The organism is Salinivibrio sp. ML323 (assembly GCF_001995745.1).
Lineage (GTDB): Bacteria > Pseudomonadota > Gammaproteobacteria > Enterobacterales > Vibrionaceae > Salinivibrio > Salinivibrio kushneri.
In genome coordinates this window covers 14,229-29,197 of record NZ_MUES01000005.1, presented here as the reverse complement: position 1 = coordinate 29,197, position 14,969 = coordinate 14,229, and the positions used below count along the sequence as shown (strand labels likewise).

Genomic DNA, 14,969 nt, shown 5'->3' with positions numbered 1-14,969 from the left:
ATGACTGACTCGCTAGTCTCGCTCGATGCGGTGACGGTGACCTTCAATGGCCGCCATGTGCTGGACAAGGTTTCAATGCAACTAAAGCGTGGGCAAATTACCACGCTAATTGGCCCCAATGGCGCAGGAAAATCAACGCTTGTTAAAGCACTGATCGGTTTAGTTAAGCCGAGCGCTGGCAAAGTACAGATAGCCCGAGACGTAAAAATCGGTTATGTGCCTCAGAAGTTGCAGTTGAATCAAACCCTGCCACTCACGGTTGATCGCTTTATTCGTCTCGGCACACGCTATACCAATGCGCAGATTAGCCACGCGCTACAAACAGTCAATGCCGAATCCTTGCAATATGCGAATATGCATACTCTCTCTGGCGGTGAAACCCAACGCGTGCTGCTCGCCCGCGCGATTTTAAAGCACCCTGATGTGCTCGTATTAGATGAACCAGTACAAGGGGTTGATGTCAGTGGTCAGTTGGAGATGTATAGCCTGATTAGCCAGTTGCGCGATAGCCTTGGGTGCGCAGTACTCATGGTCTCACATGACTTGCATTTAGTCATGGCCAAAACCGATGAAGTGATTTGTTTGCAGCATCATGTCTGCTGCTCCGGTGAGCCCGATGCTATCTCGCAGCACCCTTCTTATGTGGCAATGTTTGGTCGCCAAACCAGTGAGCAACTTGCGCTCTACCACCACCATCATCATCATAAACATGATCTTGCAGGGCAACCTGTAAACTGCGAACACCAAGAGCATCATCATGATTGAGTTCTTACTTGCCCCTATCATGGGCGGCTTATTGATCGCCGCCATAGCCGGCCCTTTGGGCTCATTTGTGGTCTGGCGGCGGATGGCCTACTTTGGCGATACCCTCGCTCACGCCTCACTGCTCGGGTTAGCGTTAGGCTTTTTGCTACAAATCGACTTAAACCTCGCACTCGTGATCACCTGTTTACTCTTAGCGGTTTTATTGGTGGGACTACAGCGCCAACATCTGGTCTCTACTGATACCTTGCTCGGTATATTGGCTCACAGTGCCCTGTCACTGGGGCTGGTCTCGGTGAGTTTTTTAGACAATATGCGCGTCGATCTCATGGCTTATTTGTTTGGCGACCTGTTGGCGGTCTCGTTTGCTGATCTTACATGGTTAGCGATCGGAGCCTGCCTAACACTGGGTGTGTTGGCCTATTACTGGGAGCAACTGCTATCGATGACCGTCAGCGAAGAGCTTGCCAAGGTAGAAGGTATTGCGGTAGAAAAGCTGCGGCTGTTATTGATGCTACTGATTGGTTTGGTCATTGCGCTGGCAATGAAATTTGTCGGGGCATTGATTATTACCTCTATGCTAATCATTCCCGCGGCAACGGCACGGCGCATCGCGTCAACCCCAGAGCAAATGGCCTCGTTTGCTAGTCTCATTGGGATGGCTGCGGTGATGCTAGGCATGGCAGGCTCTTGGTTTTATGACACGCCTGCAGGCCCGTCTGTGGTGGTGGCAGCAGCCAGTGTCTTTATGTTGGCTCAACTACTACCCAGTCGTTCAAACTCATAACAACAAAGTTGATTGCATAACAAAGCCGCTCATCAGAGCGGCTTTAATTGATGCGATTACCTTGGCTGGCTTACCAGCTTGTTTTTTCGCGCAATGCTTTACCAATATCAGCCAGGCTTTTAACCGTCGTAACGCCCGCTGCTTCTAGGGCAGCAAATTTATCGTCTGCGGTTCCTTTACCACCAGAAATAATTGCTCCCGCATGACCCATGCGCTTACCTGGAGGTGCCGTTACCCCAGCAATATAAGCCACAACGGGCTTGGTCACATTGGCTTTAATGTAAGCCGCCGCTTCCTCTTCTGCTGTCCCGCCAATCTCACCGATCATCACGATCGCCTCGGTCGCCGGATCCTTTTCAAACATTTCCAAAATGTCGATAAAGTTTGAGCCCGGGATAGGGTCCCCACCAATGCCAACACAGGTAGACTGGCCAAAGCCTTCGTCAGTGGTTTGTTTGACGGCTTCATAGGTCAATGTGCCTGAGCGTGACACAATACCCACTTTGCCAGACTGATGAATGTGGCCTGGCATAATGCCGATCTTAGACTCATCCGGGGTGATCACACCTGGACAGTTAGGGCCAATCATCCGCACGCCTGCTTGATCTAGCTTCACTTTTACTTCCAGCATATCCAGCGTTGGGATACCTTCGGTAATACATACAATCAGCTCGATACCGGCATCGATCGCTTCTAGGATCGCGTCTTTACAGAAAGGGGCAGGGACATAAATCACTGATGCGGTCGCACCTGTCGCCTCGACCGCATCGGCCACCGTGTTAAACACAGGCAAACCTAGGTGCGTCGTACCGCCTTTACCCGGTGATACACCGCCGACCATTTGTGTTCCATACTCAATCGCTTGCTCTGAATGAAACGTACCTTGTCCACCTGTAAAACCTTGGCAGATCACTTTGGTATCTTTATTAATCAGCACTGACATTGTTATTTATCCTCCGCGGCAGCAACGACTTTTTGAGCGGCTTCGGTTAGCGATGTTGCCGCAATGATATTCAAACCACTATCGGCCAGTTTCTTGGCACCGACATCAGCATTATTTCCCTCGAGGCGAACCACCACAGGAACTTTAACGCCAACTTCTTCGACCGCACCAATGATGCCATCTGCGATAAGATCGCAGCGCACAATACCGCCGAAGATATTCACCAAGACAGCCTTGACGTTGCTGTCAGACAGAATGATTTTAAACGCTTCTGTTACGCGCTCTTTGGTCGCGCCACCGCCCACATCGAGGAAGTTAGCTGGGCTGCCACCGTGTAAATTAACAATGTCCATGGTGCCCATGGCCAAGCCCGCGCCGTTAACCATGCAGCCAATATTGCCGTCGAGCGCAACATAGTTAAGCTCCCACTGTGCGGCGTGGGCCTCTCGCTCATCATCTTGGCTCGGGTCGTGCATTGCACGTACCTTTGGCTGGCGATAAACAGCGTTGCTATCAATGGCCAATTTCGCATCCAAGCAGTGCAAGTTACCTTGGTCAGTAATAACCAGAGGGTTAACCTCAACCAATGCGATATCTTTATCCAAAAATAGCTGGCCGATACCCACAAAGATTTTGGTAAACTGCTTAATTTGTTCACCTTCTAGGCCCAATTTAAACGCCAGTTGACGGCCCTGGTATGGCTGAGGACCCACGAGCGGATCGATCGATGCTTTATGGATTAGCTCAGGGGTTTCTTCCGCCACCTTCTCGATTTCAACACCGCCTTCAGTCGATGCCATAAAGACAACACGACGAGAGCCGCGATCGACAACCGCACCCAGATAAAGCTCTTTGGCAATATCAGTGCATGACTCAACCAAAATTTTGCTTACGGGTTGACCGTTTTCGTCGGTTTGAAAGGTCACCAGGTTTTTACCTAGCCATTGTTGCGCAAATTCGCGGATTTCTTCTTTGGAGTTGGCCAGTTTTACGCCACCCGCTTTACCACGGCCACCGGCGTGGACTTGGCACTTTACTACCCATTTGTTTCCGCCAATTTTATCGGCTGCTTCGGCAGCTTCTTGTGGAGTATCGCAAGCATAGCCCTCTGAAACTGGTAGACCATATTCAGCGAACAGCTGCTTTGACTGATATTCGTGCAGATTCATGATGTTCTATCCGTGTTAGTGTCCATTATTGTGTCTTTTTGCTTTCCAAGTGAGGGGACCTCCGTCCCCTCAAAATGACGCCCCCGCCAACACGGGGAAACGCCATTAAACGTCCAGAAGCAGACGTGTTGGGTCTTCTAGAAGTTCTTTGATGGTCACCAAGAAGCCTACCGATTCACGACCGTCAATCAAACGGTGATCATAAGAAAGCGCGAGGTACATCATCGGCAAGATTTCGACCTTGCCATCCACCGCCATCGGGCGGTCTTGGATCTTGTGCATGCCAAGAATGGCTGCTTGAGGAGGGTTAATGATCGGCGTTGACATTAATGAGCCAAACACACCGCCATTAGTGAGGGTGAAGTTACCGCCTGTCAGTTCATCAACGGTGAGCTTGCCATCACGGCCTTTAATCGCCAAATCGCGGATGCCCTTTTCAATATCCGCAAAGCCCAGCTTGTCGCAATCGCGCAGCACTGGTGTGACCAAGCCACGTGGTGTGGATACCGCCATGCTGACATCAAAATAGTTATGATAAACGATATCATCACCATCGATGGACGCGTTGACTTCTGGGTAACGCTTCAAGGCCTCTACCACCGCTTTAACATAGAAAGACATAAAGCCGAGGCGAATATCGTGACGCTCTTCGAAGCTGTCACGGTATTGCTTACGCAGGTCCATGATTGGCTTCATGTTCACTTCGTTGAACGTGGTGAGCATCGCGGTACTGTTTTTCGCTTCTAACAAGCGCTCAGCGACACGCTTACGCAGACGCGTCATTGGCACACGCTTCTCGCCGCGTTCCGCCACAGGTGGCACGTCTTGGCTTTGTGCTTTTTGCTCACCCTGCTCTGGCTGGCTCTTAAGGTGTGCTTCAACATCTTCTCGCGTAATGCGTCCACCCACGCCTGTGCCTTTCACTGCGTCTGCTGAGAGATCATGCTCCGCGAGCAAACGACGTACCGCGGGACTTAACGCGTCGTTCGTCTCCTCCTCAAGAGAAGCCGTATGGCGCTTGTCAGGTGAAGACTCTGATTGTGCAGGAACGTCTTTGGTTGGCTCACCTGCGACGGCACCTTCTTTGATCTTAGCGATGGCCTGTTTCGCTAATACGGTTGACCCTTCATCTTCAATGATGGACTCCAACACCCCATCAGCAGGGGCAGGCACTTCCAGCACGACCTTATCTGTTTCAATATCAACCAGTACTTCGTCACGGGTTACCGAGTCACCTGGCTGTTTGTGCCATGTGGCAATGGTTGCGTCAGCCACAGATTCGGGTAAATCGGGAACCAGAATGTCGATTGTCATATCGTATTTATCCTTAATGTTCTAGTTCTTACTTTAGGGTCAGAGCGTCTTGAACTAACGCTTTTTGTTGTTTCTGGTGTACAGACATATAACCTACCGCAGGTGATGCCGATGCCGAGCGTCCGGCATAGGTTAACGTAGCATCTTTGGGTAAGGCTGCACGGAAGTTGTGCTGGCTGCTGTACCACGCCCCTTGGTTTTGTGGCTCTTCTTGACACCATACAAAGTCTTTCGCATTGCTATAAGACGCAATCGCATTTTTTACCGCTTCTAGAGGGAATGGATAAAGCTGCTCAATACGGATAATGGCAACATCATCAATCTCTTGCTCTCGGCGTGCTTGTAGCAAATCATAATAGACTTTGCCCGAGCACATCACCACGCGTTTCACTTTGCTTGGCTCAAGGTCATCCATCTCGCCAATGGCAGGCATGAAGTCACCCTCGGTCAGATCTTCCAAGTTAGACACACACAGTGGGTGACGTAACAGCGATTTGGGTGACATCACGATCAAAGGACGACGCATGGGGCGCACCACTTGCCGACGCAACATATGGTAGACCTGCGCGGGGCTCGATGGCACAACGACTTGCATGTTTTGCTCAGCACACAGTTGCAAGTAACGCTCCAAACGTGCTGACGAGTGCTCAGGTCCCTGCCCTTCATAGCCATGAGGAAGCAGCATGGTCAGGCCACACATCCGGCGCCATTTTTGTTCACCGGAACTGATGAACTGGTCAATCACTACTTGCGCACCATTGCCGAAATCCCCAAACTGCGCTTCCCACACGGTTAAACCGCCTGGCTCTGCCGTTGCGTAACCGTACTCAAATGCCAGTACCGCTTCTTCCGATAACACGGAATCGAAGATCTCGAATGGCCCTTGTTTGTCATGGATATTCGCAAGTGGCAAATACGTGCTGCCATCTTCTTGATTATGAAGCACCGCATGACGGTGGAAGAAGGTACCGCGGCCTGAGTCTTGACCCGTAATCCGGATACGTTTGCCATCATCGACCAAGGTGGCATAAGCAAGGGTCTCAGCCATCCCCCAATCAACCATCTTTTCGCCTTCTACCATCGCTTTGCGATCTTTGTAGAGCTTGGCAACACGGCTATGGAGCTTATGACTGTCTGGCAGTTGGCAAATACGATGGCCCAGCTCTTTCAGGCGCTTAACATCGAACTTATTGGCCCACTCTACCGTCCAATCGTGGCCTAGATAAGGCGTCCAGTCGACAGAATGCAACACCATGGGTCGCCACTCTTTCACTACGCATTCACCACTGTCGAGAAGATCACGATACTCATTGATCATCTCCGTGGCTTTTTCGAGGTTAGCGACACCTTGTTGATCCAATACATCAGCATACAGCTTACGCGGAGTGGGATGCTTTTTGATCTTTTGGTACATCATCGGCTGAGTTGCATTGGGCTCATCCGCTTCGTTGTGGCCGTGGCGACGGTAACAAACCAAATCAATGACCACATCACGCTTAAACTCATTGCGAAAATCGAGTGCCAAGCGCGAGACAAAAGCCACCGCTTCGGGATCGTCGGCATTGACGTGGAAAATAGGCGCCTGCACCATCTTAGCGATATCTGTACAGTATTGCGTCGAGCGTGAATCAGCCGGATTCGACGTGGTAAACCCAATTTGGTTATTGACCACGATGCGCACGGTGCCGCCAACTTGGAAGCCTCGCGCTTGCGACATGTTGAAGGTCTCTTGTACCACCCCTTGCCCAGCAATAGACGCATCACCGTGGATAGTGATCGGGAGGACACTCGACCCAGTATTGTCTTCTAATCGGTCTTGACGAGCACGCACAGATCCCATCACCACTGGATTGACAATTTCAAGGTGTGAAGGGTTAAACGCCAAGGCAAGGTGCACATCACCGCCCGGTGTCGCGAAGTCAGATGAAAAGCCCTGGTGATACTTCACATCGCCCGTGCCCCAGGTATCGTCTTGCTTACCCGCGAACTCGTCGAACAACTCAGAGGGTTTTTTGCCTAGCACATTCACCAGCACGTTGAGACGGCCACGGTGAGCCATACCGACCACGACTTCTCGTGCGCCTTCGCTACCTGCGTGGCGAATCAGCTCTTTCAGCATCGGGATCAGCGAATCACCGCCCTCAAGAGAGAACCGCTTAGCGCCGGGGAATTTGGCCCCCAGATAACGTTCGAGGCCTTCAGCTGCGGTAAGCTCTTCCAAAAAAGTCAGTTTCTCTTGCTCGGTAAACTGCGGCTGTCCAACCACAGACTCCAGGCGACCTTGGATCCAGCGCTTTTCTTCGGTATCGGTAATGTGCATGTATTCTGCACCGATCGACCCACAATAGGTCTTTTCAAGTGCATCATACAGCTCACCCAATTGCATATTGTCTTTACCAATCGCAAATGAGCCGACGTTGAAGGTTTCGTTGAAGTCCTGCTCATTAAGAGAATGAAAAGCAGGCGACAGATCTGGTACAGGTTTACGTTTCCATAGTCCGAGAGGATCTAGGCTGGCCTGTTGGTGGCCGCGGAAACGGAAAGCATTAATCAGTTGGAGAACTTTAACTTGTTTCGCGTCTACGTCTGGATCATTGACTGAAGCACTTGCACGCGATGTATCGGTAGCTAAGCGTCGAAAGTAATCACGAACACGAGAGTGGGGTTGTTCTACCGCGGTGTCACTCACCACTGGTAGCTGGTCGAAGACCGCTCTCCATTCTTGATCAACTAACTCCGGGTCACTGAGGTACATTTCGTAGAGATCTTCTACGTACGTTGCATTGGCGCCAGCCAAATGAGAAGACTCTATCCAAGCCTTCATCACGCCATTTTGCATTGTTATCCCTTAACCACTAGTTATTTATCCAAACACCGGTCTGAGGCCGGGTTACCTGTTATTAAGCCCCGTCCAAGGACGGGGCATTTTTTATCTACGTTATTGGTTGTGCGTTTTAAACGCCGCGCTGAATCAGCATAGACTTGATATGCCCAATTGCCTTCGTTGGGTTCAGCCCCTTCGGACATACACTGACACAGTTCATGATCCCGTGGCAACGGAAGACACTAAAAGCGTCGTCTAGATCAGATAACCGCTCTTCGGTTGCTGTATCACGGCTATCCGCCAACCAGCGGTACGCAGCAAGCAAGCCCGCTGGCCCGACAAACTTGTCAGGGTTCCACCAAAATGAAGGGCATGCGGTACTACAGCATGCACACATGATGCACTCATACAAACCGTCTAATTCAGCGCGATCTTCCGGCGCTTGCAGGTTCTCTCGCGACGGTGGCGTTTCATCATTCATCAGATAGGGTTTGACACGCTCGTAGTTTTCATAGAACTGTCCCATATCAATGATGAGATCACGCACGACCGGTAGACCAGGTAGCGGGCGAATCACAATTTCCGACTTGTCCATCAGTGACGACAGCGGCGTGATACACGCAAGGCCATTTTTACCGTTCATATTGAGGCCGTCAGAGCCACAGACACCTTCTCGGCACGAGCGGCGGAAAGCCAACGTAGGATCTTGCTCTTTCAGCTGGATGAGCGCATCCAGCAGCATCATGTCAGACCCTTCAGGCACATCCAGCGTGTAGTCTTTCATGTATGGCGCATTGTCCACATCTGGGTTGTAGCGATAGATAGAAAACTTAACATTCATCGTTCTCGACCCCCTTAGTAACTGCGGACTTTCGGTGGGAAAGCCTCACGGTGCACTGGCGCCATATTGACGTCGCGCTTGGACATAGCTTCGGTTTCTGGGTTATAGATGGAGTGGCATAGCCAGTTCTCATCATCGCGATCTTGATAGTCGAAACGCGCATGTGCGCCACGGCTTTCAGTACGATAATGGGCTGACACCGCTGTTGAGTACGCGGTTTCCATCAAATTCTCCAGCTCCAAACATTCGACGCGCTGGGTGTTGAACTCGGTTGACGTGTCATCAAGACGCGCCGACTTGAGTCGCTCACGAATTTCCTTCAGCTCTTTCAGCCCTTTTTCCATGGCCTCGCCTTCTCGGAACACGGAGAAGTTTTCTTGCATACAAGCTTGCAAGTCTTTGCGGATCTCAACCGGATCTTCACCCTGTTGGGTGCTATTCCAACGATTAACACGCGCCAGGGACGCCTCGATGTCTGACTCACTCGCATCGCGCGCTTCTACTTGTGCGGCGAGTGTCTCCCCGAGATGAAGGCCGGTCGCGCGGCCAAAGACAACCAAGTCGAGCAGTGAGTTGCCGCCCAAGCGGTTCGCACCATGCACAGACACGCTGGCAATCTCACCACAGGCAAACAAACCTTGTACTTCAATGTCATTGCCAAGCGGGTCTTGTTTGATCGCTTGACCAGATACCTGCGTTGGAATACCTCCCATCATGTAATGACAGGTTGGGATTACCGGAATCGGCTCTTTGATAGGATCAACATGCGCAAAGGTGCGAGACAAGTCGAGAATGCCAGGAAGACGAGACTCGAGCACATCTTTACCCAAGTGATCCAGCTTGAGCTTCAGGTGCGGTCCCCATGGCCCATCACAACCACGCCCTTCTCGAATTTCGATCATCATCGAGCGAGCAACAACGTCACGACCTGCGAGATCTTTAACATTAGGCGCATAACGTTCCATAAAACGCTCGCCATCTTTATTGAGCAAGTAACCGCCTTCACCGCGGCAACCTTCTGTCACCAATACACCCGCGCCTGCAATGCCGGTTGGGTGGAATTGCCACATCTCCATGTCTTGCATGGGCACGCCTGCGCCAGCACCGTTGCCTTGGACTTAAAGTAGCAAATCTCGCCCGTTTCCATACACATGGCGGTCGCACCAACAATCACACCATCTTGGTTTTTCACCAAATCAAGCGCATACCATTCAGAGAAGATGGTGGTCTTATTTTTAATGTTTTGCTGATACAAGGTGTGCAGCAGTGCGTGCCCGGTTCGGTCAGCTGCCGCCGCGGTGCGTGCAGCTTGCTCGCCACCAAACTCTTTAGACTGGCCACCAAACGGACGCTGATAAATGGACCCATTCTCAAACCGAGAAAAAGGTAACCCCATCTTCTCTAGCTCAATCACTGATTGCGGGCCCGTCTTACACATGTACTCAATGGCGTCTTGGTCACCAATGTAGTCTGACCCTTTTACCGTGTCGTACATGTGCCACTGCCAGTTATCTTGGTGGGAGTTACCCAGTGCTACCGTAATACCACCCTGCGCCGACACGGTGTGAGAGCGGGTTGGAAACACTTTAGATAACAGCGCACAGGTTAGGCCCTGCTCTGATATTTGCAGTGCGGCGCGCATACCTGCGCCGCCTGCACCAATGACAATTGCGTCAAATTCGCGAACTGGAATACTCACTTACACACCCCACAATACAAAGAAACCGGCAAAAACGTAGATCAGTAGCACGGCCACAACGCCAAGTTGCAACATGCCACGCAGCAAGGCTGGCTTAATATAGTCAGTCAATACTTGCCACATTCCGATCCAGCCGTGAATCAGCACGGAGACCAGGGCTAACATGGTAAAGACTTTGGTACTGGTCTGGCCGAAAAACGCTGTCCATGAGGTATACGTAATCTCAGGGCCAAAAACGGCAAAACCGACCATATAAAGTGTGTAAAGTGTGATGAGAATCGCAGTGGCGCGAATCAGCACATAGTCGTGCACGCCATTGCGCCCGACCGATGAGATGTTTTTCGTTACCATACTAAAACCCCCGCCAACACAGACAACACGCCAGTGATAACAAATGCAACCTGCGCACTTTGCACGCCAGACTCCAGTTCTTCAAAATAACCCATGTCTTGGATCAAATGACGGATCCCACCGACAATGTGATAAGCCAGCGCCGTCAAAATGCCCCAGAGGATCAATTTGACGAAAAAGCTATCGACAATGTCAGCAGCGGATTGAAATCCATCAGGAGAAGAGAGAGACAGGCTAAGCAGCCATAGGAGGATGGCGATCGAGACAAAGGTGATGACACCTGCCACTCGATGCAATATAGACGCAATCGCTGTTATCGGAAAACGAATCGTCTGGAGGTCGAGGTTTACGGGTCTTGACTTTCTTTCTTTCACGATATTGCCCACTCAGCTCCATTGAGCATTTATAGTTATTACACTCTCTGAACCTCAGTACTCAAAGCGTAAGACCTGCAACATCTGCGTAACGCGCTTCATGTACCTTATTGCTTATAACTGCAATTCTTGGCGAATGGATCACGTCAGTTAGGAAAGGTGTTTGAGCCCCTAAACGCTCTAGGATACTGATTTGCCCAGAGACCTCAGAAAAGTATACGTGGCGTAACAGACAATTACAAACGCACAAAATTGACCGGAATCTCACAACAGATATTTAACGCGCATTGCAAATAAGTTATTAACTGACGCACACATCGATAGGTTAAAAATTGACATCATTAGGGTCGATCGGTACAACGGTCGAGTCCGTATCCTGGATGGGATTATAAAATAACAAAGGAGATTGTTATGGCAGAGAAGAAAGCTACCCTACACATTGAAGGGAAAGCACCAATCGAACTGCCGATTATCGAGGGCACCGTCGGTCCAGAAGTCATTGATGTGCGCAAGCTGGTAAACGAAGGCTATTTCACCTTTGATCCTGGTTTTGTCGCAACGGGGTCATGCGACTCGCAGATCACCTACATCGATGGCGCCGCTGGCGTATTGCTGCACCGCGGTTACCCGATAGATCAACTTGCCAATAACGCTGATTATTTAGAAGTCTGTTATATCCTGCTCTACGGTGAAGTCCCTACAACGAAGCAATATGATGAGTTTCGCTCAATGATCGTGCGCCACACCATGGTGCATGAGCAAATTGCGAGCTTCTTCCACGGCTTCCGCCGTGACGCTCACCCAATGGCCGTTATGGTCGGGGTTGTAGGTGCACTAGCCGCGTTCTATCACGACTCTCTCGACATCAACAACGACCAGCACCGTGAAATCACGGCGTTCCGTCTGTTGTCAAAAATGCCGACACTGGCTGCGATGTGTTACAAATACTCAATCGGACAGCCATTTATCTACCCACGTAATGATCTCGATTACGCGGAAAACTTCCTTCATATGATGTTCGCCACCCCGTGCGAGGAATATGAAGTCAACCCAGTGGTCGCGCGCGCAATGGATAAGATCTTTACCCTGCATGCCGATCACGAACAAAACGCATCAACGTCAACGGTACGTCTGGCAGGCTCTTCAGGGGCTAACCCATTTGCTTGTATTGCGGCTGGGATCGCCTCGCTATGGGGGCCGGCCCACGGTGGTGCCAACGAAGCGTGCTTGCGCATGTTTGAGCAAATTGGGCATGTGGATAACATTCCTGAGTATATTGCTCGCGCGAAAGACAAAGACGATCCGTTCCGTCTGATGGGCTTTGGTCATCGCGTTTACAAGAACTATGACCCACGCGCAACTGTGATGCGTGAAGCCTGCCATGAGGTGCTTAACGAGTTGCAAATTCAGGATCCACTACTAGATGTAGCGATGGAGCTGGAACGCATCGCATTGTCAGATGATTATTTTATCGATAAGAAACTCTACCCGAACGTTGATTTCTATTCAGGCATTATCCTGAAAGCAATCGGGATCCCTACATCGATGTTTACGGTGATCTTCGCGATGTCTCGTACCATAGGCTGGATTGCCCACTGGAATGAGATGCATACCGACCCGCACAAGCGAATTGGGCGTCCGCGTCAGCTTTACACCGGGTATACGCAGCGCGAATTTACCCCAATGGATAAGCGCAGCTAAAGCGCGAATGTCATACCACAAAGCCGCCAACAGGCGGCTTTTTGTTTATCATCGGCAGTTTATCACATGGCTGCGTCTACCTTTCATCGCACTTAGCCTCAATGCCTAGGCGTCATGCTGGATTGTCGATATCAATAAAGTGCACATTCAAACCATGCTGCTGAGCAAGCCACTCCCCTAGCGCTTTCACGCCATAACGCTCTGTCGCATGATGCCCTGCCGCGATATAATGCACACCCTGCTCGCGCGCCGAAAAGGTCGTGCGCTCAGAAATCTCACCCGACAGATACGCATCCATCCCTTGTGAAGCGGCCAAGTCGATAAAATCTTGCGCGCCACCGGTACACAGACCGACGGTTTCAATCCGCGTTTGTTGGCCACCGTCAATCACAAGGGGCGCCCGGTTAAGCACCGTGGCCACTTGTTGCTCAAACTGTGCCAACGTCATGGGGGTTGAAAGCTTTCCATAAACAGGAATCGAGACAGGATTGTCAGGCTCCAGTCCCCCAAGCAGCTCAATGCCTAAACGCTTGGCAAGTTGCGCGTTGTTACCCAGCGTCGGGTGAATATCCAACGGCAAGTGATAACCGTAAAGATTGATACCGTATTCAATCAACTTCTTGATCCGTTGGTACTTCATGCCGCGAATTTGCTGTGGTTCGCCGCGCCAGAAGTAACCATGGTGCACCAAGATGGCATCCGCGTTCTGCTCAATCGCTGCGTCAATCAAATCTTGGCAGGCCGTCACCCCGGTGACGATTGTTTTTATCTCATCACGCCCTTGCACTTGTAGACCATTCGGGCTGTAGTCTTTAATGCTATCCGGTTTTAGTTCGGCGTTGAGCAATGCTTCCAGTTCAAAATTATTCATAGCATTCACATTCACTTGCGAGACAATGGCAACAGTGTAACCTGACAAGCAAACATAAAAAAAGCGGTGAGACCGTGTCTCACCGCTGACTGAATATCACGAATTTGTTCCGCGGGTATATGGCCACTCATCAATGACGGACTAGAAAAACCCGCCGGCTTTTTCCGATTCAGCCAACCAAACAGGCTTGGTACTGTCTTTAAGCCAGACTTGGTGTAAATGGCTATATATACGCGATGCCATTGGCGGCGCAATCAGTGTTGGCAGGCAAGTGATGCCCGCGATCACGACCGCACAGCGGCGTAACACAACACGGGTTTTATCGAACGGTGTATACATAATCAACCTCACTCATCTGACCAGTTTGCAAGCATGCGCATAGTGTACCACCCGTTTTGTTTTTTTACTACATAAATGGTGATTTTTTACCCAGAAACCACCGTTTTAGCTTTAACAGTCTCTTAACAAGGTAATAAACTTACATCATGAGTGACACCTATCCCTTATTTAGTAACCAAGCCCAAATTAACCCCGATTTTAGCTGGGTACAAAATCAGCTCTCACTGCTCAACGATAAGCGCTTCCCAGTTGTGCCTCATCACCTTTGGCAACCCCCATTACTGCCATCTCCCACGCCCTATACGGGACCAAAGCGTATCGGCTTTTATTATCAATGGTTGCTCAGTCAGCTCATTGATTGTCACCCTCATTTGGTACTAGAAGCTGAGGAAATCCAGATTAATGAAGGCGGCAAGACGCAAGGTGCCATCGACTTTTTAGTCAACTATCAGGGTCAATTAGAGCACTGGGAGGTAGCGGTAAAATTCTACCTCGCGTATGAAAACCGTTGGTTAGGCCCCAATGCCAAGGATGCGCTCGATATCAAAGTGGCGCGAATGCTTGACCATCAATTGGCGCTTTCGAGTCACCCAAGCTTTTGCCAGCAATACCCATACTGGCAGCCGAGTAAAAAGCGTCTGATGGTGCAAGGAAGGTTGTATCGCCATTATCATCATGGCGAGCAGCCCCTACCAGACTGGCCACCTATCAATCATGACAGCATTGGTGGGTGGTGGTGTTGGCCAGATGCATTACCAACAGACAGGGAATTTGCCGTATTGGCGCGCGATCAATGGCTATCACTGCCCGCCTTTGCGGAGCTACCCAAGCTAGAGCGAGCTTCACTTAAGGGGCTCACTCGAACCTGTCACTTATTAGACGACTCACTCACCCCTTGGTTCGTGGTGCCAAATGACTGGCCCGCCAATATGCCGCCACTGCCCTCTCGCTAATAAAAAACGCGCACTTTGCCAGTGCGCGTCGTTTTGATCGC

13 protein-coding genes and 1 pseudogene are annotated in these 14,969 nt (G+C 50.6%); 4 read left to right on the top strand and 10 right to left on the bottom strand.

Annotated elements, in window-relative coordinates; all coding sequences use genetic code 11:
- Together znuC and znuB are read left to right on the top strand one after the other, a co-directional pair.
- Window positions 1-765, top strand: a complete 765-nt coding sequence (gene znuC / locus BZG13_RS05075) for a zinc ABC transporter ATP-binding protein ZnuC (RefSeq protein WP_077485579.1) — start codon at window positions 1-3, stop codon at window positions 763-765.
- Window positions 758-1,549, top strand: coding sequence for a zinc ABC transporter permease subunit ZnuB (znuB, locus tag BZG13_RS05070; protein WP_069361415.1), 792 nt, complete (start codon window positions 758-760; stop codon window positions 1,547-1,549). Before znuC ends, znuB begins: the two co-directional genes overlap by 8 nt.
- Window positions 1,550-1,619: 70 nt before the next feature.
- Here the strand turns inward: znuB and sucD are convergent, their stop codons facing one another.
- The 8 genes and pseudogenes from sucD to sdhC all read right to left on the bottom strand — a co-directional run bounded on the left by sucD (window position 1,620) and on the right by sdhC (window position 11,076).
- On the bottom strand, window positions 1,620-2,492 hold the full coding sequence (sucD, locus tag BZG13_RS05065; protein WP_046073551.1) for a succinate--CoA ligase subunit alpha: 873 nt from the start codon (window positions 2,490-2,492) through the stop codon (window positions 1,620-1,622).
- 2 nt (window positions 2,493-2,494) lie between these two features.
- Entirely contained in the window at window positions 2,495-3,661 is a 1,167-nt protein-coding gene (gene sucC, locus BZG13_RS05060) for an ADP-forming succinate--CoA ligase subunit beta (protein WP_077485577.1), read from the bottom strand.
- Between the two features lie 105 nt (window positions 3,662-3,766).
- A complete protein-coding gene (odhB, locus tag BZG13_RS05055; protein ID WP_069361413.1) occupies window positions 3,767-4,975 on the bottom strand; it encodes a 2-oxoglutarate dehydrogenase complex dihydrolipoyllysine-residue succinyltransferase in 1,209 nt (402 codons plus the stop codon).
- Between the two features lie 28 nt (window positions 4,976-5,003).
- Complete coding sequence (sucA, locus tag BZG13_RS05050) at window positions 5,004-7,814, bottom strand: 2-oxoglutarate dehydrogenase E1 component (RefSeq protein ID WP_077485575.1); 2,811 nt, start codon at window positions 7,812-7,814, stop codon at window positions 5,004-5,006.
- Between the two features lie 115 nt (window positions 7,815-7,929).
- The gene (locus BZG13_RS05045) at window positions 7,930-8,640 is read right to left on the bottom strand and encodes a succinate dehydrogenase iron-sulfur subunit (RefSeq protein ID WP_077485573.1); all 711 of its coding nucleotides are present in this window, start codon (window positions 8,638-8,640) and stop codon (window positions 7,930-7,932) included.
- 14 nt (window positions 8,641-8,654) lie between these two features.
- Window positions 8,655-10,339 (bottom strand): annotated as a pseudogene (locus BZG13_RS05040) (FAD-binding protein).
- Window positions 10,340-10,690 (bottom strand): succinate dehydrogenase, hydrophobic membrane anchor protein, encoded by a 351-nt coding sequence (gene sdhD / locus BZG13_RS05035; protein WP_077485571.1) that lies wholly within the window; start codon window positions 10,688-10,690, stop codon window positions 10,340-10,342.
- Window positions 10,684-11,076: a succinate dehydrogenase cytochrome b556 subunit gene (gene sdhC / locus BZG13_RS05030; RefSeq protein WP_077485569.1), complete on the bottom strand. Its 393-nt coding sequence runs from the start codon at window positions 11,074-11,076 to the stop codon at window positions 10,684-10,686. The genes sdhD and sdhC overlap by 7 nt, the downstream gene beginning before the upstream one ends.
- A 399-nt stretch (window positions 11,077-11,475) precedes the next feature.
- Between sdhC and BZG13_RS05025 the strand changes: the two genes are divergently transcribed.
- Window positions 11,476-12,765 carry a citrate synthase gene (locus BZG13_RS05025; RefSeq protein WP_077485567.1) on the top strand — a complete coding sequence of 430 codons (1,290 nt, stop codon included), beginning with the start codon at window positions 11,476-11,478 and terminating at the stop codon, window positions 12,763-12,765.
- Window positions 12,766-12,877: 112 nt separating this feature from the next.
- On the opposite strand, the gene BZG13_RS05020 is transcribed toward BZG13_RS05025, so the two are convergent.
- Both BZG13_RS05020 and BZG13_RS05015 read right to left on the bottom strand, forming a co-directional pair.
- On the bottom strand, window positions 12,878-13,636 hold the full coding sequence (locus BZG13_RS05020; RefSeq protein WP_077485565.1) for a Nif3-like dinuclear metal center hexameric protein: 759 nt from the start codon (window positions 13,634-13,636) through the stop codon (window positions 12,878-12,880).
- Window positions 13,637-13,777: 141 nt separating this feature from the next.
- Window positions 13,778-13,975: a DUF2517 family protein gene (locus BZG13_RS05015; protein WP_069361406.1), complete on the bottom strand. Its 198-nt coding sequence runs from the start codon at window positions 13,973-13,975 to the stop codon at window positions 13,778-13,780.
- A gap of 146 nt (window positions 13,976-14,121) precedes the next feature.
- Here BZG13_RS05015 and BZG13_RS05010 point away from each other — a divergent pair, with 146 nt between their 5' ends.
- Window positions 14,122-14,928, top strand: a complete 807-nt coding sequence (locus BZG13_RS05010; RefSeq protein ID WP_077485563.1) for a DUF1853 family protein — start codon at window positions 14,122-14,124, stop codon at window positions 14,926-14,928.
- The last annotated feature ends 41 nt before the right edge of the window (window positions 14,929-14,969 follow it).

Excerpts from the sequence above, each read along its gene's own strand:
- znuC (WP_077485579.1), top strand. The coding sequence starts at position 1 with ATGACTGACTCGCTAGTCTCGCTCGATGCGGTGACGGTGACCTTCAAT.
- BZG13_RS05045 (WP_077485573.1), bottom strand. The coding sequence starts at position 8,640 with ATGAATGTTAAGTTTTCTATCTATCGCTACAACCCAGATGTGGACAAT.
- sdhD (WP_077485571.1), bottom strand. The coding sequence starts at position 10,690 with ATGGTAACGAAAAACATCTCATCGGTCGGGCGCAATGGCGTGCACGAC.
- sucA (WP_077485575.1), bottom strand. The coding sequence starts at position 7,814 with ATGCAAAATGGCGTGATGAAGGCTTGGATAGAGTCTTCTCATTTGGCT.
- sucC (WP_077485577.1), bottom strand. The coding sequence starts at position 3,661 with ATGAATCTGCACGAATATCAGTCAAAGCAGCTGTTCGCTGAATATGGT.
- BZG13_RS05010 (WP_077485563.1), top strand. The coding sequence starts at position 14,122 with ATGAGTGACACCTATCCCTTATTTAGTAACCAAGCCCAAATTAACCCC.
- BZG13_RS05020 (WP_077485565.1), bottom strand. The coding sequence starts at position 13,636 with ATGAATAATTTTGAACTGGAAGCATTGCTCAACGCCGAACTAAAACCG.
- BZG13_RS05015 (WP_069361406.1), bottom strand. The coding sequence starts at position 13,975 with ATGTATACACCGTTCGATAAAACCCGTGTTGTGTTACGCCGCTGTGCG.
- odhB (WP_069361413.1), bottom strand. The coding sequence starts at position 4,975 with ATGACAATCGACATTCTGGTTCCCGATTTACCCGAATCTGTGGCTGAC.
- BZG13_RS05025 (WP_077485567.1), top strand. The coding sequence starts at position 11,476 with ATGGCAGAGAAGAAAGCTACCCTACACATTGAAGGGAAAGCACCAATC.
- sucD (WP_046073551.1), bottom strand. The coding sequence starts at position 2,492 with ATGTCAGTGCTGATTAATAAAGATACCAAAGTGATCTGCCAAGGTTTT.
- znuB (WP_069361415.1), top strand. The coding sequence starts at position 758 with ATGATTGAGTTCTTACTTGCCCCTATCATGGGCGGCTTATTGATCGCC.